Source organism: Arthrobacter sp. AIWTK1, from assembly GCF_056680535.1.
Map to the genome: position 1 here is coordinate 3188608 of NZ_CM155287.1, position 24789 is coordinate 3213396.

19 protein-coding genes and 1 tRNA gene are annotated in these 24789 nt (G+C 63.5%); 8 read left to right on the forward strand and 12 right to left on the reverse strand.

Features of this window, described 5'->3' with window-relative positions; genetic code table 11:
• Window positions 1–17 precede the first annotated feature (17 nt).
• The 6 genes from AC1MDG_RS14575 to AC1MDG_RS14600 form a co-directional block, all read right to left on the reverse strand.
• Window positions 18–527, reverse strand: a complete 510-nt coding sequence (locus tag AC1MDG_RS14575) for a hypothetical protein (protein WP_479804703.1) — start codon at window positions 525–527, stop codon at window positions 18–20.
• On the reverse strand, window positions 514–2322 hold the full coding sequence (locus tag AC1MDG_RS14580) for a type IV secretory system conjugative DNA transfer family protein (RefSeq protein ID WP_479804704.1): 1809 nt from the start codon (window positions 2320–2322) through the stop codon (window positions 514–516). Before AC1MDG_RS14580 ends, AC1MDG_RS14575 begins: the two co-directional genes overlap by 14 nt.
• A gap of 8 nt (window positions 2323–2330) precedes the next feature.
• Window positions 2331–3545 carry an ATP-binding protein gene (locus AC1MDG_RS14585; RefSeq protein ID WP_479804706.1) on the reverse strand — a complete coding sequence of 405 codons (1215 nt, stop codon included), beginning with the start codon at window positions 3543–3545 and terminating at the stop codon, window positions 2331–2333.
• A gap of 239 nt (window positions 3546–3784) precedes the next feature.
• On the reverse strand, window positions 3785–5266 hold the full coding sequence (locus tag AC1MDG_RS14590; RefSeq protein ID WP_479804707.1) for an SCO6880 family protein: 1482 nt from the start codon (window positions 5264–5266) through the stop codon (window positions 3785–3787).
• A complete protein-coding gene (locus tag AC1MDG_RS14595; protein WP_479804709.1) occupies window positions 5259–6608 on the reverse strand; it encodes a hypothetical protein in 1350 nt (449 codons plus the stop codon). Before AC1MDG_RS14595 ends, AC1MDG_RS14590 begins: the two co-directional genes overlap by 8 nt.
• A gap of 58 nt (window positions 6609–6666) precedes the next feature.
• Window positions 6667–6954, reverse strand: a complete 288-nt coding sequence (locus AC1MDG_RS14600; RefSeq protein WP_190989882.1) for a hypothetical protein — start codon at window positions 6952–6954, stop codon at window positions 6667–6669.
• Window positions 6955–7962: 1008 nt separating this feature from the next.
• On the opposite strand from AC1MDG_RS14600, the gene AC1MDG_RS14605 reads away from it, so the two are divergent.
• Both AC1MDG_RS14605 and fdhA read left to right on the forward strand, forming a co-directional pair.
• The gene (locus AC1MDG_RS14605) at window positions 7963–8808 is read left to right on the forward strand and encodes an esterase/lipase family protein (protein ID WP_479804711.1); all 846 of its coding nucleotides are present in this window, start codon (window positions 7963–7965) and stop codon (window positions 8806–8808) included.
• Between the two features lie 806 nt (window positions 8809–9614).
• Window positions 9615–10862, forward strand: a complete 1248-nt coding sequence (gene fdhA, locus AC1MDG_RS14610; RefSeq protein ID WP_479809110.1) for a formaldehyde dehydrogenase, glutathione-independent — start codon at window positions 9615–9617, stop codon at window positions 10860–10862.
• A gap of 214 nt (window positions 10863–11076) precedes the next feature.
• Here fdhA and AC1MDG_RS14615 read toward each other — a convergent pair whose 3' ends face one another.
• The 3 genes from AC1MDG_RS14615 to AC1MDG_RS14625 all read right to left on the reverse strand — a co-directional run bounded on the left by AC1MDG_RS14615 (window position 11077) and on the right by AC1MDG_RS14625 (window position 13914).
• Window positions 11077–12129 (reverse strand): C40 family peptidase, encoded by a 1053-nt coding sequence (locus AC1MDG_RS14615; RefSeq protein WP_479804713.1) that lies wholly within the window; start codon window positions 12127–12129, stop codon window positions 11077–11079.
• Window positions 12130–12188: 59 nt separating this feature from the next.
• On the reverse strand, window positions 12189–12902 hold the full coding sequence (locus AC1MDG_RS14620) for a hypothetical protein (protein ID WP_479804715.1): 714 nt from the start codon (window positions 12900–12902) through the stop codon (window positions 12189–12191).
• Between the two features lie 61 nt (window positions 12903–12963).
• Window positions 12964–13914, reverse strand: a complete 951-nt coding sequence (locus AC1MDG_RS14625; RefSeq protein ID WP_479804717.1) for a hypothetical protein — start codon at window positions 13912–13914, stop codon at window positions 12964–12966.
• A 139-nt stretch (window positions 13915–14053) separates the two neighbouring features.
• Here AC1MDG_RS14625 and AC1MDG_RS14630 point away from each other — a divergent pair, with 139 nt between their 5' ends.
• The gene (locus AC1MDG_RS14630; RefSeq protein ID WP_479804719.1) at window positions 14054–14377 is read left to right on the forward strand and encodes an ArsR/SmtB family transcription factor; all 324 of its coding nucleotides are present in this window, start codon (window positions 14054–14056) and stop codon (window positions 14375–14377) included.
• Here the strand turns inward: AC1MDG_RS14630 and AC1MDG_RS14635 are convergent.
• The gene (locus AC1MDG_RS14635; RefSeq protein ID WP_479804721.1) at window positions 14331–14762 is read right to left on the reverse strand and encodes a hypothetical protein; all 432 of its coding nucleotides are present in this window, start codon (window positions 14760–14762) and stop codon (window positions 14331–14333) included. The two genes, AC1MDG_RS14630 and AC1MDG_RS14635, sit on opposite strands and share 47 nt — an antisense overlap.
• Window positions 14763–14875: 113 nt before the next feature.
• Window positions 14876–15247 carry a hypothetical protein gene (locus tag AC1MDG_RS14640; RefSeq protein WP_479804723.1) on the reverse strand — a complete coding sequence of 124 codons (372 nt, stop codon included), beginning with the start codon at window positions 15245–15247 and terminating at the stop codon, window positions 14876–14878.
• A 117-nt stretch (window positions 15248–15364) separates the two neighbouring features.
• Here AC1MDG_RS14640 and AC1MDG_RS14645 point away from each other — a divergent pair, with 117 nt between their 5' ends.
• The 3 genes from AC1MDG_RS14645 to AC1MDG_RS14655 all read left to right on the forward strand — a co-directional run bounded on the left by AC1MDG_RS14645 (window position 15365) and on the right by AC1MDG_RS14655 (window position 17080).
• Window positions 15365–15655 carry an ArsR/SmtB family transcription factor gene (locus AC1MDG_RS14645; RefSeq protein ID WP_479804725.1) on the forward strand — a complete coding sequence of 97 codons (291 nt, stop codon included), beginning with the start codon at window positions 15365–15367 and terminating at the stop codon, window positions 15653–15655.
• 13 nt (window positions 15656–15668) lie between these two features.
• On the forward strand, window positions 15669–15884 hold the full coding sequence (locus AC1MDG_RS14650) for a helix-turn-helix transcriptional regulator (RefSeq protein ID WP_479804727.1): 216 nt from the start codon (window positions 15669–15671) through the stop codon (window positions 15882–15884).
• A 119-nt stretch (window positions 15885–16003) separates the two neighbouring features.
• The gene (locus AC1MDG_RS14655; RefSeq protein ID WP_479804729.1) at window positions 16004–17080 is read left to right on the forward strand and encodes a tyrosine-type recombinase/integrase; all 1077 of its coding nucleotides are present in this window, start codon (window positions 16004–16006) and stop codon (window positions 17078–17080) included.
• A gap of 109 nt (window positions 17081–17189) precedes the next feature.
• Here AC1MDG_RS14655 and AC1MDG_RS14660 read toward each other — a convergent pair.
• Window positions 17190–17262 (reverse strand) — tRNA-Ala (locus tag AC1MDG_RS14660).
• A 247-nt stretch (window positions 17263–17509) separates the two neighbouring features.
• On the opposite strand from AC1MDG_RS14660, the gene AC1MDG_RS14665 reads away from it, so the two are divergent.
• Window positions 17510–23302 (forward strand): family 78 glycoside hydrolase catalytic domain, encoded by a 5793-nt coding sequence (locus AC1MDG_RS14665; protein ID WP_479804730.1) that lies wholly within the window; start codon window positions 17510–17512, stop codon window positions 23300–23302.
• Entirely contained in the window at window positions 23295–24779 is a 1485-nt protein-coding gene (locus AC1MDG_RS14670; RefSeq protein WP_479804731.1) for a CAP domain-containing protein, read from the forward strand. The genes AC1MDG_RS14665 and AC1MDG_RS14670 overlap by 8 nt, the downstream gene beginning before the upstream one ends.
• Window positions 24780–24789: the final 10 nt, after the last annotated feature.

A 24789-nucleotide genomic window follows, 5' to 3' on the forward strand; every position in this document is an offset into this window, starting at 1 on the left:
TTAGGGTGGGCATGACTTCAAGAGTCATCCGCAACCTGATGGGAAGCCGACTGCCACTCAACGAAGTCCGCATCATCCACCCGCAGGATTCTAAGGGCCGGTTCCTTGTGCGCTTGCAGGCCAACACAACCAGCCGTGCGGGTGTGCATCCGCAGGCGCTCGACGGCGTGTGGCAGCCGCTCATGAAAGGCCAACGGCCCGGCCCCCGGATCGTCGCTGGCGTAGGAAGCCAGTTCCGCCCGCTGCAGCGCATAAAGCTCGGCCACAATCTCGGAGTGTCGCCACCAGCAGTCCGGGACGACCGACGTCGTCAGTTGGTAGGTGGCAACAAGCCATCTGACCCAGATAGCTAGGGCGCGCCAAACACTTTCGGCCTGGGCGGCCGTAATTTCCCGCCAACGATACGTCACGCCCGGCGTCCGGGCCGGTGGCCGGAATGCGGAGCGGAAGAGCTCAGCGGTCAGATCGTCGTCGTCCGCTCCGGCTGACGGGATCTCAAAGTGTTCGACGTCGTCATGACTGGTCATCGGTCACGTCCTCAATTGCTTGCTGTCGTAAGCGGTGGCCATCGGCCAAGGCCCGTTCGAGCTCGAGCTTTGAGCGCCCGAGTTCGGCGGCGTCTTTGCGCTTGTGCCATTCGCGCAGGTCCAAGAGTATGGGGCGGGTCCGGCGCCCAAGCATGAGGGCTGTGCCGACGGGTAGGCGCCTGATCTCATGCAGCGGCAGGACTGGGCTCTCCCTGATCTGTTCGCCATCCTGCCGGCCTTGTGCGGACCAGGAACGGGTGCTCAGGGTCAGGCTTCGCTCCCCCAGCAGCCCGGCGAGGGAGCGAAGGTCGCGTTCATCGGAGCCTCCGCCGAAGATCACCTTGATGATGGCCGAGTCCCAGATGGTTGCGGCCTCATCGATGGACCAGCCAGTCCGGGCCTGGGACAAAGATTGTAGGACAACCAGTGTGGAGATTCCGATGCCGCCGCCGTCAGAGAGTGCGATGGGCAGGCCCGGCCATGGGGCCAGGTTGGCAATCTCGTCCAGGATCAGGGACAAGGGCGGATCCAGCCTGCCACCGGGCGAGACGAATGCCATCTCGCGGGCGGCATTATCGATGTCGTCAATCAGCGCCGAAAGATACGGCCCTGCCGCAGCAGCTCCGGCGCGGGTGCCGATCAGATAGAGGGTGCCGCAGTCGCGGATGAACCTCTTTGGGTCAAATTCCTCGGACTCGTCCCGTGGATCCAGCGCGGCGAGCACTTTGGGAGATGACAGCGGCGCGACGGCCGCCGAGACGCCAATCCAGGAGTTGGACGTGTTCCTGGGGTCATCCTCGAGGATCCCCATCAGATCGGCTTGCCATCCCAGTGCAGCCTCGGGTCGGCTGAGTACTTCCAGTGCCTCACGTGCCAGGACAGGGCTCGATGACCAGCGGCGAAACGCCCGGACGCCCTCGCCGGATAATGCTGCGGCGTGGAGGAGGCATTGCAGAATAATCAGCGAGCGCTTTTGCCACGCGGCGTTTTCGCCTTTCATCTCGGTGTCCGCGGTGATGACGAGAGCGCGGCGCGTGGCGATGTCCGGGTCCTGGCAGCCGCGGACGGGAGACCAGCGAAGTGTTGAGGGCAGTCCGGACATTCCCTGCGGATCGAACACGGTGACCGGCTTGCCGCCGCGGGCCCGGGCTGTCATGGTGACCACCAGGTTGTCGGCCCGGGTGGACGTGGTGACGACGGCGCCGGGAGCGTCGAGGATGGCGTTGATGACCACGTAGAGGCCCTTGCCTGAACGCGGCGCGCCCTGGATGACCATCGATTCCTCGGTGGAGACGTGGATCGTGATACCGCGGGAGCGGCCCAAAGTCCAGGCCACGTCCTGGATCCGAGGCTTGGCCAAGCCTGGCCTGGTGAATTTGCCCCGCCTCCGGACGGCTCTGGCTCCGAAGTCGTGGAGTATTTCGGCGCGTTGGGCGATCCCTTCGCGTTTCAGGATGTCCTGGCGCAGCCACGCGCCGGATTGCCGCCACCTTCGCGAGGCCAGGAAACAGCCGACGGCGAGCGCGGCCATGAGGAGGAGCAGTGGACCAATCACCCACCAGACGCTGCCGGTCCCGACGTCGCATCCCTGTGTCTGACGGACAATCCAATCGATGCGGTCAACAAGGAGCCCGACGGCGGCGGCTGGGTTAAAGGGCGACGGTGGTCTGCCGCCGCAGCGCCAAACCACCAGGATGTGGGCGGTTCCTTGGACGAGGAGGCACAAACAGACGTATCCGGCCGCGGCCATCAGCCCGGCCGTGACCAGGGGATTGTCTGTGCCTCGACGGTTCATGCCCAGCCTCAGATCATCCGGTCGTCGGTGCCGAAGACTTCCAGTTCATCGGTGGTGACACGGTTGGCGACGATGAAGGAGCGGTTTCCGACTTTCCAGAGTCCGACTCCTTTGGGGAGGTTCTCCACGTGCTCGCATTCGGCCTCGGAAAGCCCCAGGGCTTCTTTGGTCAGGCGCATGGCGTCGTGCTTTTGGCGGTAGATGATCCTGGTGTCGGCTTCGGTGAGCAGGCCGAGTGCTTTTTGGCGGTGCCCGCTGCTGCCGTCGCCGATTTCATTGAGATCGGCCACTTTGTGCATGATCAACAGGTTCGCGATGCCGTAGGTCCGGGCAAGGCGCCATTGCTCGCTCATCTTGGCGAGCATGTAAGGGTCTGCCAGCATGCGCCAGCCTTCGTCGTAGACCACCAGCCGTTTGCCGCCGTCGGGGTTGGTGACAGCTGCCTCCAGCCAGGTGGCACCGCAGGCTGCGGCGAGCGACAAGGCTTGTTCCGAGGCGCCGATCAGCGCGGAAGTGTCCATCACCATCATGGGCGCCTCGGCGTCGAAGGCCACAGTGGAGGGAGCGTCGAACATGCCTTCCAGATCGCCCGAGACCGTACGCCGCAGGGAGTGGCTGACGGACTGCCCTCCGTCCTTGCCCACCAGCGCAATCGTCTCCTTGGACGGGTTTAACAGGTGGTCAAGGACCATCGGCAGCGTGGGGTTCGAGTTCTCAGCCACGGTTTCCATCAACGCCATGTCCAGGGCTGTGTGCTCCACCGGACGCAGCGGCGTCCCTTGCCTCATGAGAGAGACGAGCGCCACCAGCAGGTAGCGGCGGCGCTGGCGAACCACAGCCTGCCATTGAGCCTCGCTCAACGCGCTGGACCGCGGTCCCGCATCGAGTGGGTTGACCCGCGATGCGCGGCCGGGTCCGATCGAAATGACCTTGCCGCCAACGGCATGGGCGACGGCGACCCACTCGCCTTTGGGATCGGAGGCGACGGCGGCTTTCCGCCCCAGGGTGATCGACCGGGTCACCAAGGATTTTCCGCACATGGACTTCCCCGTTCCGACGGTGCCGATGACAACGATTGAAGGGCCACTGATGACGCCTTTGTCGTACAGAATCCATGGATCGTAGGAGAACGCGCCCGAGCCGAAGACATCTGTGCCGATGTATGTTCCTTCCTGGCCAAGGCCTGACTCGGTAATGAAAGGGTAGGCAGCGGCAAAGGTCATGGTGGACGCGCGGTGTGGTGCCGGGCGCAAACGGTGTGGGCCACGCAGGGAGTTGGGTTCGCGGCTCCCCCAGTCGCCGAGTTCGTTCCTGTCGAGTGCAGAATCTGCCCTCCCTCTCAAGCCGTGGAGCGCGACCTCCCACGGTTGGCTGTCTCCGGAGGCTGAGCGCCGGCGTCGTTCCTTCCGCTCCTGTCTGGTTCCACCGGTGGGCACGAACTGAACCGATTGACGTGCTTGTGTCATCGAAGCCCCCTCCCGAACGGAAGCGCGCCAGCGACGAATGCGGCCCACTGCTGCCCGGCTAGCAGCCGCAGTTCGACGAAGGCTCCTGCCGCAGCCGATTCCAGTTCCTGCCTATGCCGGGCCAAATCTTCAAGGGTGGACGCCGTGATGGTCACGTAGGCAGCCGGACGGACGTCGCCGTGACCGGCGACGATCTCTTCCTCCCGCTGGGCAACTTCTTCCTCCTCGGCCCGTTGCTCCCGGGTGAGTGGCCTGTCGAAGCGTGTGTTGATGCGTCGCCTGGTTTCGTGGGCTTCCTGGGCGGATCGGATGTCCCGCAGTGCCTCAGTTATGGGTACGGCCCGGATCACCTCGGTCACCGTGTGGCGAAAATCGCCGACATAGATCAGCGGATGCAAGAATCCAGGGAAGACTTTCTGCCTGGGCCACTCGGCGATCCAGAAGGTTTGATGAAAGCCCGTGTCCGTGCGCAGATAGGTCCAGTGCTCCTCGACTGCCATGGGTCCCGCCGGGAGGCTCTGAACCTTTGGGTCGCCGTCGTTCTGGTGGTCAGGCGCCGAAACGGCGTCCGGAACAGCGGCGGGATCGAAGGCACCACGAACGACGTCGAGGATGCCCGCCTCGGGAAGCCACTCCTCCACCCTGACATTGTGAGTGCCCAGCGCGGTGGTCATGGCCTCGACTTCCAGCCGCAGGACACGTTCGACGCCGACCAGTCCCCCGCCGCTCTCTCTGATACGGCGTCGGGCCTTGGCGGTGTCCACAACAAGGGCGAGCAAGAGGTCATGGCTCATCGCCGAGCCGGCTGCGGAGATCAGGTCCTCGTAGGCTCGCTGTCCCCAGGTAAGTTCCCCATCGCGGTCCGCGTTCGTGACTGTCCGGTCATAGAAGTTGCGCAGAGCTGACGAGGGATACGGGACCGTGTAATCCTGCACTGCGATTCTCGCAACGCTGCTGCGCTGAGCCAAACCTGCCTGCACTCGAGACCATGACTGCACAGCCCACGCCTTGTCGTCAGAGTCCAACAGGGCGAATGATCTGGTGCTGCAGCGCAACACCGCGATGGCTTCCCTGCCCCGGGCGTCCACGATGAACGATTCGCCGCGGGACGTTCGACGAAGTTCCAGGTTCCCCAATCCGCCTGGCAGGGCGAGCTTTCCGGCCAGGGCAGCCCGTTCAGGCCTCACGAGAAAGCGGGTCTGTTTTGTGGCTAGCCTGACGAAGAACAGGACAGCGTGGCCGGCCCAGACCGGGTAGGGAATCCGTGAGTACTGCAGTAACCCGAGGAGTATCAGCGTCAGCCACATCGGTCCCGAGGCGAAAATGCCGGCAGGGCCGCTAGCCGCCGATGCCGTGCTGGCCACCAGGACACCGCCAGCGATGAAGAGCAATTGGTACCACTTCAGGCCCATGAACAAGCCGCGTCGCTCATACCTGGGAAATTTGACGGGCTCGAGGGCTCGGGAGTTCTCAGACACGGGAATCACCATCCTTGGGTGGCTGGACTATTGGTTGCCGCGGCTTCAGCGGCCGCACTGGCGGCGCCGCCGCAGGAACGGCTTTGGGATCTGTTGCGGACTGGCGCGACGGCGGCCGTGCGGGCTCGAGGTTCGCGCCGGTCATCGGTCCGCTTGGCGACGTGCGCGCATTCGGTCGTGTTGTCTCGTGCTCTTTCCGCGCATGCGGCGACATGGGGCCGGAAGGCGACGGCCTGGCGTCGAGCATCACAGCGGTGCCTCCACCGCCGGAAGTCTGCGACGGCGTCGGGCCTGTCCCGATCCCGGGCAGCGGTACACGGGGCGGCAGCGTCCTAGTGGGAAATACCGGCCTGCTGGACTGGATGGGGCGGTTTATGGCTGAGCGGCTGGCCAACGCAGCGAGCGTGAAGCGGCCGCCCGTCTGCCGACTGATCTGCCGGGCAGCGAAGCCAGAACTCCGGGAAAGCACGTGGCCGCCACCTGCAGTCTGCGCGGCTGCCGCCAGCTCGCCACCGGCAAAGCTCACAAGGCGCAGCGCCATCATGGGCGCGGCGCATGCCAGAGCCATCCCGACCGCCCCAGCCGCCAAGCCGGCGAACGACTTCGACTCGGCAAACAGTTTTATGGCCACCGCGAGCACTGTCGCGGCCAGCGGCTTGGCCAAGAGCAGTGCGACCACGATCTCTGTCCATCGGCGCGTCATTGATTTCGTTTTCTCCCACGGCATCAGCATCAGTGCCACCGGGGCGACGGCGGCCAGCACGATGAGGGCGAACGACCGGAAGATCATCGAGCACATCAAAATGAACGCCAGAGCCCAGACCACGATGACGGCCATGGCGGTGACGACTACGGCCCCAGCCGCGCCGCCAGTGGACCCGGGAGCCAGTGCCACGACGTTCCACTCCCGCCCAGAGCCCGCCGGAGCTTTCTCGAAACCGAAGAGCCGCATAAACAGCACGTAGGGGTCCGTTCCCAGTGAGCCGAGCAGCGCCGTCGACGCCGCATCGCTGACTTTGGTGAGCTGGCGGACCAGGTAGACGGCGCCCGCGACCATGGGGATAGCGGCGGCGCCGCCCGCGAGCGCCCGCACCAGGCGGCGGGGTTGCTGACTGATGAGGGCGGAGAGCAGTTGGAGGATCATCACGATGATGAGCGGCGTGAGCATGACGACCACCCACCAATTCGTCAGTCCTTCGATGGCGGTCCACTGAGAATCATCTACATTGGAGACACTGAATGCTCCCGTGATGAACGACCAGATCCAGGCGGCGACATTCTGCAGAATGTTCGCGAAGAACGACGTGATGGAACTTTGAACACCGTCGTTGGCCTGGGACACGAGACCGCACCCGGGCGGCCACCATCCATTCAGATCACACTGAACCGGCACGACAGGCCTAGAATCCGAGGTTAAACGCCGTCTGGGACCAGAGGATATAGCCGTTGATGCCACCGAGGATCGCGGCGACGGGGCCGGTCCAGAGCAGGATCATGCCGCCACCAGACGCCAACCGCGAGGATTGGCTCAGCTTCCCCGCCAGAAGCATGGCCGCCCCGACGATTGCGACAATGGCGATCACTATGAACGCGCCGACCAGGATGCCGCCGCCGATCTGCTTCAGCGATTCAAGAAAGGGAAAGCTCGCGTTGGGGGTGATTCCGGGGTCTACAGCTGCCATCAACATTGGGCGCTCCATCTGTCGTTTCCACGGGCGTGAGGGGTGTTCGGGTTCACGACTTCATGGAGACGATGGGGTGGGGCGACATGACCTGCCGGGATGCTTTACAAGTAGAGGCTCTCTGCCGGATCTACGATCAGGGGAGGTCTACAGGGTCGAACGGGCAGATCGCCGAGTTGCGCTTTGTCCCCTTACCGAGGAATTGGCGATCATCGGCGGCGCAATGGTCAGTCCATATAGAGGCTAAAGGTCCAGTCGTTTTTCCGGACTACGCCCCTAACCTGCATTTCCGGGTAGCCATGAGGACGGAACCGGCGAATTGTCGCTGACCGGGCCCATGCACCGGGCACACTGAAAAGCAGGTCTGCCTTTGAGGACGAAGGAAGAGTAGTGAGGTCCCTCATTGTCACAGCTGTAGCAATCATTCATCGAGTAGAGGTTGCCGTCTTCGTCCAGTCTGATCGTCATTCCCCGATGGTAGGCCAAGCCCTGCGATGCGCCCAAAGCGGCCAAGAAGGCTCATGCAGCGGGGCCCTGACACAGGCGGCAGGCTGCGCCGTGGGCGATCAGAGTACGGCGTCAGTTAACAGCGGTTTCCAGGTCGTCGATTGCCCCAAGGTACCCGAGCTGCCAAATCAAGTCGCCGAGCTGCGCTAAATCGGTGCTTCCAGCCGGAGTTAGGCGCTCGCTTGGCCGGGGATCTTTCCGTCGGTCTCCGGGTGCGCCACAGAAGACTGGGACAACTCCATCGCCTCCTCGGGACCCCTACACAACGGCAGCTTTCGGGGGTCGCCGCTACCGGGCAGCGGCCAGTGAACCGGGCGATCGGTCTCGGGCTACTTCCCGCTATGGGGCACTGTGGTCTGTCGGGCCGGCGCCGCCCCACCGAGGGAGCGACCTGGGCGGAACCAGCCGCCGCCCGAGCCCGCCGTTATGATCCCTACGTTCACCTGAGGAAAATAAATTCCGCAACGCTCCGACTCTGGGCTTGGCTTTTGGGTCTAAAATCCGGGTATGCCCAATGCGAAATCGCATTTGTTCCGCCGCTTCTGCTGGCCTGACTCGCCACCATGGGAGATGTTTTCCTCTCATGGCAAGGCGATGCGTCTGATCGTTTTCGTCCACGGTTTTGGAGGGCAAACCCTGTCTAGTTGGGCACAATTCCAGCAAAGCAGTGGAAAGGGACAGTGGTGGGAGGAGTCCGACTTGCTGTTTGTCGGCTATAGATCTACACGTGACGACATCACTTCTGTAGCCAATCGATTGAATCGCCGCCTGCCCGAGTTCTATCCGCGACCCATTTCCCCACCGATGAATGGTGATGCCGTACGGGCACGGGACGATGACTCCCGATATGAAGAATTAATACTTGTTGGACATTCGCTGGGAGGTCTGGTCATACGTTGCGCGCTTGTGGACGCTGTACAAGCATGGGTCAACAACGAGCCACGTGGCGAGCGACCGGCCATTTTGGATGCCGAGACCCGACTCTTCAGCCCGGCCAGTGCCGGATTCCGACCGGCAGGCCTTCTCAAACTAGCCGATGAGATCGGAATACTGCGCGTCGCCGAGTTGCGGCTGGGGATGTCCTCCGCTTATCAAGACCTTCAGCCGGACTCGACACTGATCGCGGACATTAGGCAGCGAACCGAACACTTCGTCCAGATAACGTCAGAGCCGGCACTTCGGGCAAGAATCCTATGGGCCAATCCGGACAACGTCGTCAAGGCTGAATGGTACGCAACGGACAGCTATCGAGAGTCGACAGACTCGGGCCAGTCCCACAGGACGGTCTGCAAACCATGCGATGACTACGAACTGCCGTGGTTGTTCGTAGAAAAAGGGGGGCGGACAACGTGAGTTGGGCACAGGAGTACCGCCTTCGATCCTTCGAAGCGGCCTCCGTTCAACCGCTTCTACAGACTCTTTTCCACCAGCATGGACGGCTCCGATCGGAGGAGACCTTCCGTGAACATGGCCGAAGTGGCGATAGAGATCTGTCCCTCTTTCTCCTACGGGAAGCGGCCAATTGGATCCAGTTGGGGCGAAAGTATGATTATTTTGCGCCGGAGCTAGCACCTTTCCCAATACCTTGGGAACGGTTCGGACGCACTTCGCTCCCAAGGGAAGTTAACCCTCGACGCGAGCGTGAAGTCTGGGCAACGGACTGGGGCGGAATGAGCATAGGCACTGGGCAAGGCTTCGACGACCTGTTGTGGGCGGCGATGGACGCGCTCTCCGAGGAACGGATGGAATTCCTGCGAATTTATCTGTTCGCCGATGACATCGAGTGGGAGAACCGAATCTCTGAGGTCGAGATGGTCCCGAATACATTGGTGCCTGGAGAGATGGGGCCGGTTCCGAAGAATGTCATGAACAGCGTCGCCTGGGCGCTCCACGGCGCGGAATCAAACCTACCTGTGCTTGGTTGCCCGTCAGACTGGCGGGCCGGTGCGCCCGATTACCGCGCCAGATCATTTGTTGAACTCCAAATCGCAGATGCCCGGACAACAAGGCTCGCAAGAGCGCTCCAAAACGTCGAGGATCGGGTCAGGCACGTTCTCGAGTTGGAGTCCAGTGGTCCTCTGTCAATGAAAGAAGATGCCATTTCGTCCGACCTGGCCGCCAGCGCGCCGGCCGCATCTGCGGGCCGCCAATACGCAGGCGTGGGACTACTTCCCGAGCTCAAACCCGTAGCGGCCGGCTCACAGAACCGAGCCGTTGCCTATAAAGGGCCAGGAAAAGTCGAATTGATCGACATTGATTACCCCACCTTCGAACTCAAAGACGGCCCGGGGGTCAACCCCGCCAACGTGGGCCGTTCGGTTCGCCACGGCGTAATCCTCAAGACCGTTGCCACCAACATTTGCGGCTCTGACCAGCACATGGTCCGCGGCCGCACCACAGCCCCCTCGCATCTCGTCCTGGGCCACGAAATCACCGGCGAAGTCGTGGAAGTGGGCCCCGACGTCGAGTTCATCAAAGTGGGGGACATCTGCTCGGTGCCATTCAACATCGCCTGTGGACGCTGCCGCAACTGCAAGGAGCGGAAGACGGGCATCTGCCTCAACGTCAACCCGGACCGCCCGGGCAGCGCCTACGGCTATGTGGACATGGGGGGCTGGGTCGGCGGCCAGGCCAACTACGTCCTGGTTCCATACGCGGACTGGAACCTGCTGAAGTTCCCGGACCGGGACCAAGCCCTGGAGAAGATGATGGACCTGACCATGCTGTCGGACATCTTCCCGACCGGCTTCCACGGTGCCGTCACCGCGGGTGTGGGAGTGGGTTCCACGGTCTACATTGCGGGAGCGGGTCCTGTTGGACTGGCTGCGGCCACCAGCGCGCAACTGCTAGGTGCCGCCGTCGTGATCGTGGGGGACCTGAACGCCGGCCGCCTGGCCCAGGCGCGCAGCTTCGGCTGTGAAACCGTGGACCTAACCAAGGGCAGCCCGGCCGAGCAAATCGAACAACTGCTGGGTGTCCCCGAGGTCGACTGCGGCGTCGACGCGGTCGGATTTGAAGCCACGGGGCACGGCCGCGAAGCCAAGGAGGCTCCGGCCACGGTATTGAACTCCCTGATGGAGCTCACGGCCGCAGGCGGGGCGCTCGGCATACCCGGCATGTACTACACCGACGACCCTGGCGGCGTCGACGAGGCGGCCAAGAAGGGCGCCCTGTCACTTAGCCTGGGCAGGGGCTGGGCGAAGTCGCTGAGCTTCACTACCGGCCAGTGCCCCGTGATGAAGTACAACCGCGGGCTCATGATGGCGATCCTGCACGACAAGGTCCACATCGCGAAGAATGTCAACGCTAAGGCGATCTCGCTTGAGGAAGCCCCGAAGGGCTACGCCGAGTTCGACGCCGGGGCCGCCACCAAGTACGTGCTCAACCCGAACGGCTACCTGAGCTAGCCGCAAAAGTGAGAATACCTGGGCTCCTGGTCTTGGCGAACAACGCTTAACGGCTCGGTGTGTCGTCTGCTCTAGCCAGGGCAAGGGCGCCCCACCCCCGAAAGGTCTCAGACTCGGCAGGTTCCTTGGAAATCTCCCCACATCGCGGGTTCAAGACGGGCTGAGGGGTCGCGACGGGATAGCGACCCTATGCCGCTCGCCATGGAACCACGTGTTAGCTCAGGAGGTCAAAGTACGCCGTGTCCGAGTTCCAGGCTATAGGGTGCAGTAGCGTCCCCACCGAAGGATTGAGCGCACTCCACATCAGGCCGTCCCCGGCAAAGATGCCAACGTGTCCCCAATTGTTCGGCCCTCGGGCGTTTTGGACGACCAGGTCTCCTGGCTGGGGATTGTCAGTTCTCACACCGACGCGCCATTGCTCCACACGCGGAAGGTCGATGCCTGCTTGCCGATAGATCCACTGAACGTAGCCGGAGCAGTCCCATGCTTTGAATGCGGTCCCGCCCCATACATACGTGCCGCCGACGCCTTCCAGCGTAAACCGCAAGATGTCGTTGCGGATCTCACTCAAATTTGCGGGGTCTGGGATGATCGGCGGGAGGTTCGGCGCTCCGCTGCACAGAACCGCTACCGTCCCGTCATCAAGAGCATCGACGATCGCCGACGCCTCCGCCTCCCAGCGCGCATAGAGTTCCGGGAAAGCAGACACTTGGACCGCCTGGGCAGCTTGGCCTTTGGTCATCGACTGCCACCCACGGATATCCAGCAGCCCTCGTGGGCTCCCGTGGTTGGGGCCACGTGGCCCGCCGTAGAAGGCCCGCACGTTGTAGGCGGAGTCCATCAGTTGCTCAATGGTCCCCCATCCGGCAGCCGGGCGCTGCTGGGCACTTCCTAGAGAATCGTGATCGCTGCCGACGCCATCATTCGGGTAACTGAGCGAAGAAGGCAAGTTCGCGTTGGCCAGGACCCTAAGGCTGGATTCCTGTAATGCCATCATGATCGCAATGACCTGGCCATCCCGGGGTACACCCAGCTGCTTTCCGATTGAAATATAGTCTTCCGCCACAGCCGCCTGTCTGGCGGTGAGATTCACGGATGGCTGGCCGCCAGCGCGGACAACCATAGCGGGCGCACTGGCGACAGGCGAACCACCCAAGGACGCTGGTGAGCAGACAGACACCGTTTTTGCTGAATTGGCCCCGAGCACCGCCACCGCGGCGCAGAACGCAAAGGCACCCGCAAGAAACAGCACTGAGACCGCTGCCACCACTGCCCGCCATATAGCCCGACGCCTAGCAAGCCCCGCGATCACTGCAGCGACAGGCATCAGTACACGATCCTGCTAGGCGAAGCGTAGAAGGCGACCAAGGCGCAGCGATCCGGTGGTGCCGTGGAAGCGGGCGGGCAGTTCACCATCACACTGACAGGGGCCGTGTACGAGTTCCGGGACGCCGTCGACTGTTCCAGAACCTGAAGGGAAACCGTGCACACGTGCAACCCCACCCAGGGAGCCGGCTGTTCGCGTACCTTGGCCAGCTCGCCGTCGCACGTCAACGACTCGACGCTGGCCGAGCGGTATGCCTGCTGGCTGGCCAAGGACGCATAGGATCCTGCGTTGACGCCTGTCGCTTCGAACTCTTGCACCAGCACCGCCAGCGGATTGGAGCCGTCCGGCAGCACGTGCCACCAGGCCCGGACCCTCGAGTAAACCTCCGAGTACGACGACGAACGGGTGTCCCACGAATAGATCGCCGTTGCTGCCGCGGAAGCGAGCTGCCTGAAGTCAGTGGTGCGCGGGGCCCCATCCGGTACGGGCACCGTAACGGCGGGAGCCGCCGTCGGAATTTCCCTATGCGGGCTCGGGGTCGGCGCAACCGGGTTGTCAGCAGCCAGCCCGGTCGACGGCGGCGCAACCGGCTCCGCGGCGGGGCCGGACTGTGGCCGAGGGAGACCCATCAAGACTGCTGCCACGCCCAGGACGACGATCGCCAGAAGCCAGCATCGCCGGCGTCCACCCAGGCACGACAGTGAATTTCTCAAAGAGAACACCTTTCCACCCTCCACGCCCGTTCATGTCTTGAACGGCCGGTTAGGACATGACTCAGCGATCGGAACGCATTCCAGCCCGGAGAATCCTCCACGAGGTTTGATACAGCCTCCGGGCGAAGCCGATCTGGACAACCACATAGCGCTCCGTGACGCCAAGCTCGGCAGCCAACGCCCGTACAGCACTGGTTCGTTCTGGGCCCCGGACGTCTGGACGAACAATCGTTGCCGCCGTGCGACGGAGCACCGGCGTGGGCAAGCAGTCTGCTGCATGCTCGCAGACATCCCGGATGTTCCGGATGCTGGCATGGTCAACTTCCAGCGCGCTTTGAACAGTCCTCGCTGTCTGGCGAACCACCGTTGCCGCGTGCCACCGCCGGCGGTCCTGCGGCGACGGCGGACCGTACCGCCGCGGCCCGGTGAGACTGTCGACGGCAAGTTCCCACACTCCCCCAGGGACGCTCTCGCGGGTCAGTTCGATAATGGTTCGCGCCCACTGCTGGTCGACAAACTTCTCAGCACTTCGATCAGCCCCACGGTCCATGCCAAGCAGCGTCACAGTGTCGAGCGACGGACAACCATCAGCCTCTGGGTCAAGGAGCAGCGGTAACGTCGGGTGGGTCATCTCCCTGCGGATGTGGGCCGCGCACACGTTCGCGCATACGCCTTGGACCCACGCGCCGAACGGTATTCCGGGTAGCTGCCGGTAATGACCTCGCGTCACTCCATCCCAGACGGCCACGCGGATGTCCTGCATGACGTCGTCCACATCACACGCACGCCCGATGCGCGACAGGTGCGAAACGACGTAGCGCTGCACCCCGTCCACTGCCACCATGATCTGATCGACCGGGACGGAACGCACGACGGATTCTGGGGCAGCGCGCAGGGAAACATCGATGATTCCTTGGTTGACTTGTTCTTGTTGGGCTTGATTCGCCCGGGCTTCGACTCGCATGGTCTTCACCGCTTTAATTCGCGATTCCAATAAGTCCGCGGCCAGCACTGCTGGCCGCTAAAGTGACCGCCCATAGGGCGCCAAACACGACTACACGAAGGCTATGCAAACTATTGTCAAGGATACTTAAAGTATCGTCAAGGTTCCCGGTCTTACTTTTCGACCGGCGTTCAGTAAGAATGGTCGCATGCCCAGGATTACGCAGCCTCGCGACGCCGCATGGTCGGCCGACGTCGAAGCCGCTGTCGCGACCTTTGGCAATAGGTCGCGCAATGAGATTCTGCGTTATCTTTCAGCGCACGGTCCGGCAACCCGCGGGGACATCGTGGACGCGGTGAGTGCCGGCGAGCCCAGCGTTGCGAAGCACCTGCTTGCGCTGGAAGAATCCGGCGCCATCGTGGTGGATGTGGAACCGGGCCGGAGGCATGGCCGGTCGCCGCGGTATTCAGCTAACTCGGCAAGGATCAAGGAGCTGTTGGCGGCTCATCTTCAGTATCTTCTGGAGGACTGACTGCAGCCGCTTCCGCTCCCGGATGGCGCCCAATGTCCCTGTTGAGATATTCAGAAATGGCCTTCAACGTCTCAGGCGATACGTCACCCAACGTACGCGCGGCGAAAGACTTCACCCGGGCCGCACGGAGGGACTTTACGAACTCGAGCTGCGAATCGATCCGCTCGGGCAGCTCGGCGTCGGAACCGGTCAAGTAGGAGGGGTCAACGTTGAAGATGTTGCACAGCCCTGCCAGTAACACCGGATCACTGACTAGACGCCCAGTCCCCTCTTTCATGTAGAACCACCGCGCGCGGGACAACTTGATGCCCTTAGCCTCGAGCTCGGCCTGCACCTCCCGGAACGTCACGGGCTTGCCGCGTTCAGCGACAACGACGTCGAGCAACAAGTTCAGGCGACGAGCTAGCTGGGCCTGGGGAGACAACGTCTCGCCAGGCCCTGTCTCGTCACTCCGCATCGCCTACCCCTTGATCGTCAGGTCCGGGGCCGTCGGCTCTATCAGGCGTTTCGGCATCCCTGCGCCCCAGTATTCCCTGAGTCACCCTGCGCGGCAATCAGCCGCTCAATTCGACGGTCAAGGCAAGACATCAAAATAGACCCGGCGGACGGCGGCAGTGGTAGTTTCCGGATCGCTGGAACGGCCATACCCTGACACACCTCCAGGAGCTCCGGCGGCAGCACCGCATTGGCGTCCAGGTGGTACGAGACCTCGGTCAGCACGTCGCCAAGCGCCCGTAGAAATTCAGCGAGCTCTTCCGTCGAGGCGTAGCGCCAGTACCGTTCGGCTCGGAGTGACTGAGCCGCCTCGCTAAAGGCCCTGATCTGTGGGTGATCTTGCATGGCAAACTCCTCACGTCCTGCGAGGATCATTTCCAATTCCGTCCTCTTCCAACATGACACCCAACGGGAGTACCCTGCATCTGTAGACCCGTCTACAATCACTCCCTATCATTTCCTCAGGTTGTGGTCTCCATGTCGAGCATCTTGATGAACCGAACACGAAGCCGAATCATCCGCTTCCTGCTGAGGAACGGCCCGTCGAGCTGTGGCCAGATCGGCGTCCATCTCGACGCGTCACCGTCGAAGGTCCGCCGGCACCTCCGCATGCTTCGAGACGCAGGTCTGGTGCAACACTCATCGGCTAAGTTCAGTGCTTCCCCAGAACACGTGCACCGCCATGCCAGAGCACTGGCGGCCAGCTTCAGTGTGTCCGTCATGCCGTCCCAATACCCTGCTCCCATGAACCAGGAACAGAACTTGCCCTTGGGCCGGCACTAGGACGGAGAACCTCATGAGTACCACCCCAGAGAGCAGCACTACTGCAGAAACCGGCGACGAGCAATGGCTGACCCCGAAGGACATCTGCGCCCAGCTACAGATTCCAGAACAGACGTTCTACCAGTGGCGGGTCAAACACCTCGGCCCCCGCGCCTACCGAATCGGTAGGCATTTGCGGATCAGCCGGACCGACTACGACTCTTGGCTGTCCTCGCGACTGGAGGCTTGATGTCACCGAGACCTCCGTTGCCGCTCGGTACATGGGGCAAGATCAGCCGGAAGAAACACTTCAGTGGACGCTGGCGTGCTGCGACGAGATACCGCGACACCGACGGCATCACCCGAACCGTGGAAGCCTGGGGAACGACCGGAGCCGCCGCCGAGCGAAACCTCGTCACTTCGTTCCAAGACCGGCAAGCCCCTACCTCGAGTGAAATTTCCAGAAATACCCGGCTATCCGAACTCAGCGATATGTGGTTCGACGAAACCGAGAACAACGGCCGAGCAGGCCGAAGGACCATCGATGGCTACCGTGACACCTATAGGCGGGTCATCAAGCCCGCGCTGGCCGGACTCCGACTGCACGAGCTGAGCACCGGGCGTATAGACCGGTTCCTCAAAAACGTTGCCTCAGACCACCCTGCTACCGCACGTCATTCAAAAATCGTTTTGACCGGCATGCTCGGTCTCGCGGTCCGGCACGATGCCCTGCATAGCAATCCAGTCCGCGATGTCGGACCTATCAAGATCGCCACGAAGGACATCAAGGCGCTTTCAATCAACGACGTTCAGAAGCTCCGGACTGTCATTGGAAGGTGGCAGGAGGACCCCACGCACCAAGGACGCCCGCGCGCTACAGATCTACTCGACGTTCTCGATATCTTCCTTGCCACGGGCGCCCGAATTGGTGAGGTCCTGGCCATCCGCTGGCAGGACGTCGACCTCGAAGCGGAACCGCCAACCATCACCATCTCGGGAACTGTCGTCATGGAGAAAGGCCGCGGCGCCTACCGGCAAGACCACCCGAAGACAAAGGCTGGCTTCCGAACCATGAAGGTGCCACCTTTTGCCGTGCAAACACTCCGTCGTAAGCAAGCAGCCGAGCAGCCCAAGCCCGAAGACATGTTGTTCCCGTCTTCCACAGGAACTGTGCGCAGCCCACACAACTTCCGCAGGCAATGGCGGGACGCCCGTGCGGGGTCCTCATATGAATGGGTCACTCCGCACGTGTTCCGGAAATCCGTTGCCACTCTCATCGACCGGGAATACAGTTCCAAACATGCGGCAGCCCAACTTGGCCACTCCGGAACGGCCATCACGGAAAAGCACTACATCGCCAAGGCAAGTGAATCACCGGATCTCACGGAGGCCCTCCAAAAGTTTGGCCAGGAGCCGCCGACCCATCCAGAACGAAAGTCCGGATGAACGCCGGAACTTTGAGGCAAAACGTGTGGTTTCCGTGTGGCCGACCCAAACGAGGGCAAGAGAAAAGCCCTCCAACCCAACGTTTCCGCAGGCCAAAGGGCTTTCAATGTGGAGCTAAGGAGATTCGAACTCCTGACCTCTTCGATGCGAACGAAGCGCTCTACCAACTGAGCTATAGCCCCCGACCATTCATAGGCTAACCGCATCGGCCCGTGTTTCAAAAACCGGGGGCGCCACGGCACTGTCACCGCTAAGTCGGACACCGCATCCAGTACTGGTACCCTCTGAACCGGGAGCACGTCCTGCACCGTTCACTGCCGCACACACCGGCCGTAAATTCTTGCCGGTACGGATCCCTGTTTCTTTAAGACCTGGGGGAATTTCTTGGCGTGCCTTCTGCAGCGTTGCCGATCTGTCATCACCGTGCTCGTGGCGAGCCTCGCCGTCAGCCTTCTTGCCCCCGCTCCGGTACACGCGTCCTTTGCGGACCGCACGCCGGCGGGCAACTCCGCTGTTCAGTCTCCGTTCCTGCAGCCGGCCATTCCGGACGCGACGGCAGCCCAGGCACCACCGTCATCGGTCCGCGCTGAGGCACAGCCGTCGGATGCGGTCCCGGGACACGGACTGAGCGTCGCGTCCCTGAGCGTCGAGCATCTCAGCAATCCCCTGGGGGTGGAAGCGGCGCAGCCCCGGCTGAGCTGGCAACTGGCGTCGGGAACCAGGGACAAGGCGCAGACCGCATACCAGATACAGGTGTCCCGAAACAGTGACTCGCTGGCCGCCGATGCTCCCGATGTCTGGGACAGCGCCCGCGTCTCCGGCGACGCCCAGTCCCTCGTGGCGTACGCCGGACCGCCGCTGTCCTCCGCGACGCCGTACTACTGGCGAGTCAGGGTGTGGGACGAAGCCGACACGGAATCCGCCTGGAGCTCCACCGCCACCTGGACCACAGGCCTGCTTGCTCCGGACGACTGGAAGGCTGACTGGATCAGCCCGGCGTCCACCGATGCCGGCGGCTCTTATCTCAGGAAATCGTTCAGCCTGCCCGAAAAGCCGCTCCGCGCGACGGCCTTCGTTTCAGGCCGGGGCACCTTCGAGCGCACCCCGGACTATCAGGGTTACTGCTGCCTCCAGACGGCAACGCTGGCCAGGGGCATTTATGAATTGACCGCCAACGGGAAGAAGGTGGGCGACGCCGAACTCGAGGCACAGCCGACCGACAGCCGGGTGAGGTCCCTGTACCGGACCTGGGACGTGACATCCCTGCTCAAGGCGGGGGACAACGCCGTCGGATTCCTCGTTGGCGAAGATTCCGATGTCATCCTCCAGATCCAGGTCGAATGGCCCTCCGGCCCGGCCACCGTTGTGACCACGGACAGCACATGGACTTCCCGGCCCGGCCCGGTCACCCGCGCACACAGGTTCCATGGCGAGACCTTCGATGCCCGCAAACAGATTTCCGGCTGGGACACCGCTCCGATTAGCAACGTGGGCTGGAGCCCGGTTCGAGCCAACACCACCCGCGGCACCCTGAGCGCATCACCGAATGAGCCCATGCGTGTGGTGGACAGGTTCACTCCGGTCAAGGTGACCCAGCCCGCTCCGGCAGTGTTCGTTGCCGACTTTGGCAAAAACATCTCCGGGACGGTGTCCTTGTCCCAGGTGATCCCGGCCGGCAGGACCGTGACCATCAAGCACGGTGAGCGGCTGCTCAACGGCCGCGTCAACAACTCCGTCATCATGGCCGCACAGACCAGCACGTTCATCGGAGACGGCAAAACCTCCCTGTTCAGTTCCCGGTTCGCCTACGCCGGGTTCCGGTGGGCGGAAATCTCCGGACTGGATGCCCTGCCCGCCAATGGATCCATGGTGGCCCAGGAAATCCGCAACGACGTGGGCGACGCAGGAACCTTCACGGCCTCGACGCCGCTTTTGAACTCCCTGCACGAGGCCAACCGGCAGACTCAGGTCAACGGGATGCACGGCATCCCTGAGGACACCCCCACCCGCGAGAAACGCGGTTGGATGGCCGATGCGCACCTCGCGGCGGAGGCAACGATCAACAATTACGACATGGCTGCCTTCTATACCAAGTTCGTCCAGGACATGGAGGATGCACAAAAGCCCTCCGGTTTCGTGCCCGATATCGTGCCCGTAGAACACAACCCGTTCTGGAGCCAGCAGTCCGACCCCGCCTGGTCAGCGGCAACCGTGCTCATCCCCTACTACGTTTGGAAAGCCTACGGCGACGACAGGCTCCTCAGCCGCCATTACAGTTCGATGGACCGCTGGATGAGCTACACCGCCACCGTCACAGACGGCTACCTGATCACCCGGCCCAGTTATACGTGGGGGCAGGACTGGGTGGCGTCAGAGGACACGGACAGCAAGCTCTTCCAATCCGGGTTCTATTACCTCACTGCCAAACTGATGGCTGAGATGTCGGCCGAACTGGGTAAGGCCGGCCCGGCGGAAAAGTACAAAACCCTCTCAAACAACATTGCCAATGCCTTCAACGCACGCTACTTCGATGCGGGCAAGGCAAGCTACGGCAACAGCCAGTTCTCGAACGCGCTGCCCCTGACCCTGGGCATTGTCCCCGAAGGCAGGGCCGGCGACGTCACGGAGACCCTCGTTAACCAGGTCATGGTCATCGGCGGAGGACATGTCCGGGGCGGCCTGCCCGGAGCAAAATACATCGTCGACGCGCTCGAGCTGATGAACCGCTCCGACATCGTCAACATTGTGGTGTCCCGCACTGACAGTCCGGGCTGGGCGTACATGCTGACGCACGGGCCGGGCTCCATCTGGGAAGAGTGGCAGGGCTCCCCGTCCCTGAACCACCCCATGTTCACTTTCATTGACAACTGGCTGTACAAATCAGTGGCCGGTATTTCACCGTCGGAGGCGGGCGGCTACCGCGAGATCATCTTCGACCCCCGCATCACGCCTAGCCTCCCCTCCGCCGCCGGAAGCGTCCACACACCCTTCGGCGAGGCCCGAATTGACTGGAAAGTGGCGGACAGGAGGATCACCTACAACATCACCGTTCCCGTGGGATCCACCGGTAAGGTCACGCTGCGGGACACCGCACCCTCCGCTGTCTCTGAATCAGGACAGCTGGCTGCGGCTGGAAACGGGATCAAATCAGTCAGCGCGGGCGGCCCCGACACCCTGCTTACGCTGGGATCGGGTACCTACCATTTCACGTCGGACCCGGCACTCACCGAACTTGTGGCAGCCTCGAACACGTCCGCGGCCATCAGTACCGCCGTTACCGCCCTCGGAGCTTCCACGCCCAGGCTTGCGGCCCTGCGGGAAACGGCAGCGGCCACGGAATCCGGCACCAGCCAGGCGCTCGGCACCTACCTGCAGCAGGAGGGCAGGGCACCCGATGAACTGCGCAGTGCCATCACGGCGGCCCGCTCCTTCACCGCGGAGGTCTCCCTGGCCCGCGGCGAAGGCCTGGCTCCGGCCACTGCAGGCGACCTGGCCCTGCACGCTGCCTCAGCTGTCCACCAGCTCTCCGCAGCAGTTGATGCCGGCGGTGTGGTCGTCTCGGCGGCCGCCGCCGAAGAGCACCTTGCACCCGGCGGCAGCATGGACGTCACAGTAACGGTGAAGAACACAGGCCTTACCGCCCTTGGCCGGCTGAGCCCGGCGATCGAGCTTCCGCAGGGCTGGTCGGCCAGGCCCACAGCCCGCCTTCCGGAGCACGTGGAACCTGGCGGAGAGGCACGTGCCATCTACAGCGTGACGGCCCCGGCCGGCAGCCCTGCGGCGAGTTACCCGGCCCGCGGCTCCGTGTCCTTCACCCGCGGTGAGGACACGGTTACGCTGAGCAGCGGCCTCACCATCGGGGTGGGAACCGACCTCACGGCGGCCAGCGGCGGCCTGACGCCGCAGATCCTGGAGCCCGGCGGCACCGGCTTCGCGGCGGTCACGCTCAGCAACCTCCAAACGTCCGCCGACCGCCACGTGCAGGTCGCGGCAACCGGCCTGCCGGCGGGCTGGCAGGAACAGAGCGCGGTTCAGGCCGTCGTTCCGGCCGGCGGACAGACCACAGTACTGGTTCCCGTCTCGGCATCAGCCACCGCCCGCGGGGGGACACTGGAACTGTCAGTGACCGATGCTGCTGCCGGCACCGTCCTGGCAACAGCGCAATCCCTGGCCAAGGTACGTGGAAGCTCCGACTGCACGGCCGACACCACCGGAGAATCGTGCCTGCCACAAAGCAGCCTGGTCCTGGCAAACTTCGAAGGCGGAGCGCCAACCGGGTGGACTGCCGGGCAGGGCGCCAGCGTCGACGCAGGCGCCCTGCCCGGCGACGCCGGGACCGGCTCGTTCCTCGGGGCAGCGGCGCTACGGGTTAAGGCTGTCCGGCCTGCAGCTTCGGCACAATGGCGCGAAGTCACCTATTCGCTGCCGAAACCCGTCAGCACCGGTGACGGCGCCGCGCTCATGGCATCCCTCCAACTGGCCGATCCCGTGCCAGGCGCCGCTTACGAAGCAAAGCTATGGGCGAGTGACGGCGCGGGGCACACCGCGGAGTCCGTTCACCCGCTTGCCCCAGGATCGTGGAACCAGCTGGTCCTCCCCACCGTGGAGGACGGCCTCAAGAACCTGTCGGAGCTGCGGGTCGGTATTCGTACGACCGCTGCCACGGCCGATGCAACCGGCTTCTTCCTGGACGCTGTGACGTTGGAGTACGGCCACGGCGGCCGGAATCTCGCGGCCGCCGCCGCCGTTTCAGCCAGCACCTCGCTGGAGACCGGCGGCTGGAGCGCGGCGAACCTGGTGGACTCCGCCGCGTTCAGCACCGCTTTGCACCGCGGATACCGATCGGAAATGGCCGGGACCCAGTGGATCCAGCTGGATCTTGGGGAGGCGCGGAGTCTCGGCACCGTGTACCTCCATCCCTTGACCACACCCGCCGGCGAGGAACCGGTCAAAGCGGGTGCCGGCATGCCCTCCGCTCCGAGAGTGCAGGTCTCCGTTGACGGAGCGAACTGGACCACACCGGGTGCCATCGCCCAGCGGAGCGGCGTTGCCGGTTCACGGCTAATTGTCTCCTTTAGCCCCGTGGACGCCAGGTTCCTCAGGGTTGCCACCGACGACAACGGTCCCGACAATTCCCTGTCCCTCTCGGAAGTGGAGGTTTTCGGGCCGGGCAACACGGCGCCCGGTGCCCCCGAAGACCGGACGGTGGACCAGGGGAACCCTGCCACGTTCACCGCGACAGCACCGGGGCGGCCGGGGCACCGGCTCCAGTGGCAGCGCAGCGACGACGCGGGAGCAACATTCCAGGACGTTTCCGGCGCCATTGGAACCACCCTGACGGTCCCGTCGCCACAGGCTGCCGACGACGGCGACCGTTTCCGGACCGTAACCGTCTCCGGTGGTTCCGAGCCAGTGAACGTCTCCCCCGCTGCGACACTCACAGTCAGGAAGGAACCGCTGGCCGTCACCAGCCAACCGGAGGACCTGTACCTGGCGTTGCCCGGGCACGACCGGGGGAAACTGGCGGCAGCCGTGACCGGCGCCGGCAAACGCCTCCAATGGCAAAGCAGCACCGACGGCGGCCTGAGCTGGCGGAACGTTGCCGGAGCCACTACGAGCGAGCTGGCGGTCTCCTTCAGTGAAGGATCCGCGCTCCCTTCCGAGCAGTTCCGAATCGTGGCAAGCAATGCGCTGGGAGCGCGCGTCTTCAGCAGCGCAGCCACTGTCAACGCGGGCGCGGCCCCTGCCGTCTCCGCGTCAGCCGCCCACGCCGCAGCGGTTGCCGGCCAACCCATTGACCTTCGCGTCACGGTGACCGGGTCACCCCGGCCCGCCGTCACCTGGTTCCGGCAGCAGGCCCCGGGTGCGCCCTGGGCGGAAGTGGCCGGAGAAACGGATACCACGCTGGTAATCGGTCCGGACGCCGTCACTAATGGCGCCCGCTACCATGCGGTGGCTGCGAATACGTTTGGCACTGCGACCAGCGACGACATATCTGTCTCAATCCTGACTGCGGCGCCGCTTCCGCCCGAGCCCCTTGGCCCTGCAGACAATCTGGCCGCCGTGCCAAACGAACAGCCCATGGCGGACACCGGCGCCAACGTTTCGCCGCTCCTGCCCGCTCTCTTGCTGCTCCTTCTCGGCGGCACCGCCCTGGCTGTCCACCGCTTCACGCGCCCACGCGGTTCCCTGGCCCTTTCCCGAAAGAACGTCGATGAATAATCCGGTTGCCCGGCAGCTCAGCGCAGGCTTGGTGCTCATGATGGCGGCAATGCTGTCACTTCCCACTGCGGCGGTGGCCACCGTCCCGGAGCCGAGCTTTACACCGTCAGCGTCCCCGGCAGCAACAGCGGCGCCCTCAGTGTCCCCGAAGCCGGCGCCGGAGCCGGAGCCGGAGCCGAACGTTGCCCTGTCAGCTACAACGACAACAACGCCGGAGCCCTCCAGCCCGCCTCCGGGGCCGGCCCTTGAAGCCTTGGAACCGGTCTCGGCGCAGGAAATCAACGGGTTCTTCACGCTGCTGAACGAATACCGCCAGTCGCAGGGGGCACCCGCCGTCACGTTGGATCCGACCGTCAGCGCGGCGGCGCAGCAGTGGGCGCTTGCCCAGCTGGACTTTCCTTCCGCGACGCCGGTCCCGGAAGATGCACTGCCAGCCGGGGCTGCTTACGGCCGGATTGCCGAAACAATATACTCCCCCACGGGCCCCACCGTTCAGCAGCTCCATGCCAAGCTCGTCAGCAACTACGGCTCCGCCAACGCCGTAACCATGCGTGACCCGAAGTACGGACAGGTGGGCATCGCTGCCCTCCGGACCGGGTTGAACCTGTACGTGTACGAAGTGCTCGTTGAGAAGTCCGCCACGGCCTACCCCACGGACTATGTGAACTACTCGTGGTCGCCTGCCATCTACTCCGTCAGTTATGCGCCGAGCGGGATGATCTGGAAAAAGCTGAGCTATGCGGACTGGGAGGCCGCAGGTTTCCCCCGGCCCCGCCTGGCTGGCTGGATCGCGGGCACGAGGGTGTTTACCTTTGCCCCGGCACCGGAAATCTATGCCACGTCCCCGGACGGCGTGACCCATCTGCTGACCTTCCGCGAGTGGCAGGACATGGGCTTCAGGCAACCGGAACGGACCGCCGGCAGCTTCGTCCGGTATCCCTGGTCGAGTTCAATCTATTCAGTGGAGTTCGCCAGCCCGGCCTGGCTGTGGAAACGGCTCAGCTACGCTGATTGGCTCCAGCTGGGGCAGCCAGCGGCGCGGATCGCGGGGTTTATCCAAGGGACCTCTTATTACCAGCACCAGTACTCCAGCGAGGTTTTTGCCCGCGGCGAAGATGGCGTGCTGCACAAACTCACCTTCGACGAGTGGTCTGCGGCCGGTCGCCCTGCGCCCAGCCGGCTGGTCAGCGGATATTTCAAGACCTCGTGGATGGGAACCGTCTACTACAACGCCAATGTGAAGGTCGAAGGAAGCCGGCCAATCAACTACGCGGAATGGTCAGCGGCCCAGTTACCTACTCCCGTCGTCGACGAATACGTGCCCTTTTCCTTCTACTGGAAACCTGTGAACTCCGGGAACATCTACTACCGCGCGCCGGACGGGCGGGACATCCTCATGAGCTACCAGCAGTGGCAGCAGGCGGGCGGTCCCTGGCCCAGACCGTACACCGCAGCACCTCCGGCCGGAGAACGCTAAACGCGCTCGC

What these genes read in the sequence shown, in the direction of transcription:
- AC1MDG_RS14575 (WP_479804703.1), bottom strand. Translation starts at nt 527, where the DNA reads ATGACCAGTCATGACGACGTCGAACACTTTGAGATCCCGTCAGCCGGA.
- AC1MDG_RS14580 (WP_479804704.1), bottom strand. Translation starts at nt 2,322, where the DNA reads ATGAACCGTCGAGGCACAGACAATCCCCTGGTCACGGCCGGGCTGATG.
- AC1MDG_RS14585 (WP_479804706.1), bottom strand. Translation starts at nt 3,545, where the DNA reads ATGACCTTTGCCGCTGCCTACCCTTTCATTACCGAGTCAGGCCTTGGC.
- AC1MDG_RS14600 (WP_190989882.1), bottom strand. Translation starts at nt 6,954, where the DNA reads ATGTTGATGGCAGCTGTAGACCCCGGAATCACCCCCAACGCGAGCTTT.
- AC1MDG_RS14605 (WP_479804711.1), top strand. Translation starts at nt 7,963, where the DNA reads ATGCCCAATGCGAAATCGCATTTGTTCCGCCGCTTCTGCTGGCCTGAC.
- AC1MDG_RS14630 (WP_479804719.1), top strand. Translation starts at nt 14,054, where the DNA reads ATGCCCAGGATTACGCAGCCTCGCGACGCCGCATGGTCGGCCGACGTC.
- AC1MDG_RS14640 (WP_479804723.1), bottom strand. Translation starts at nt 15,247, where the DNA reads ATGATCCTCGCAGGACGTGAGGAGTTTGCCATGCAAGATCACCCACAG.
- AC1MDG_RS14645 (WP_479804725.1), top strand. Translation starts at nt 15,365, where the DNA reads ATGAACCGAACACGAAGCCGAATCATCCGCTTCCTGCTGAGGAACGGC.
- AC1MDG_RS14650 (WP_479804727.1), top strand. Translation starts at nt 15,669, where the DNA reads ATGAGTACCACCCCAGAGAGCAGCACTACTGCAGAAACCGGCGACGAG.
- AC1MDG_RS14670 (WP_479804731.1), top strand. Translation starts at nt 23,295, where the DNA reads ATGAATAATCCGGTTGCCCGGCAGCTCAGCGCAGGCTTGGTGCTCATG.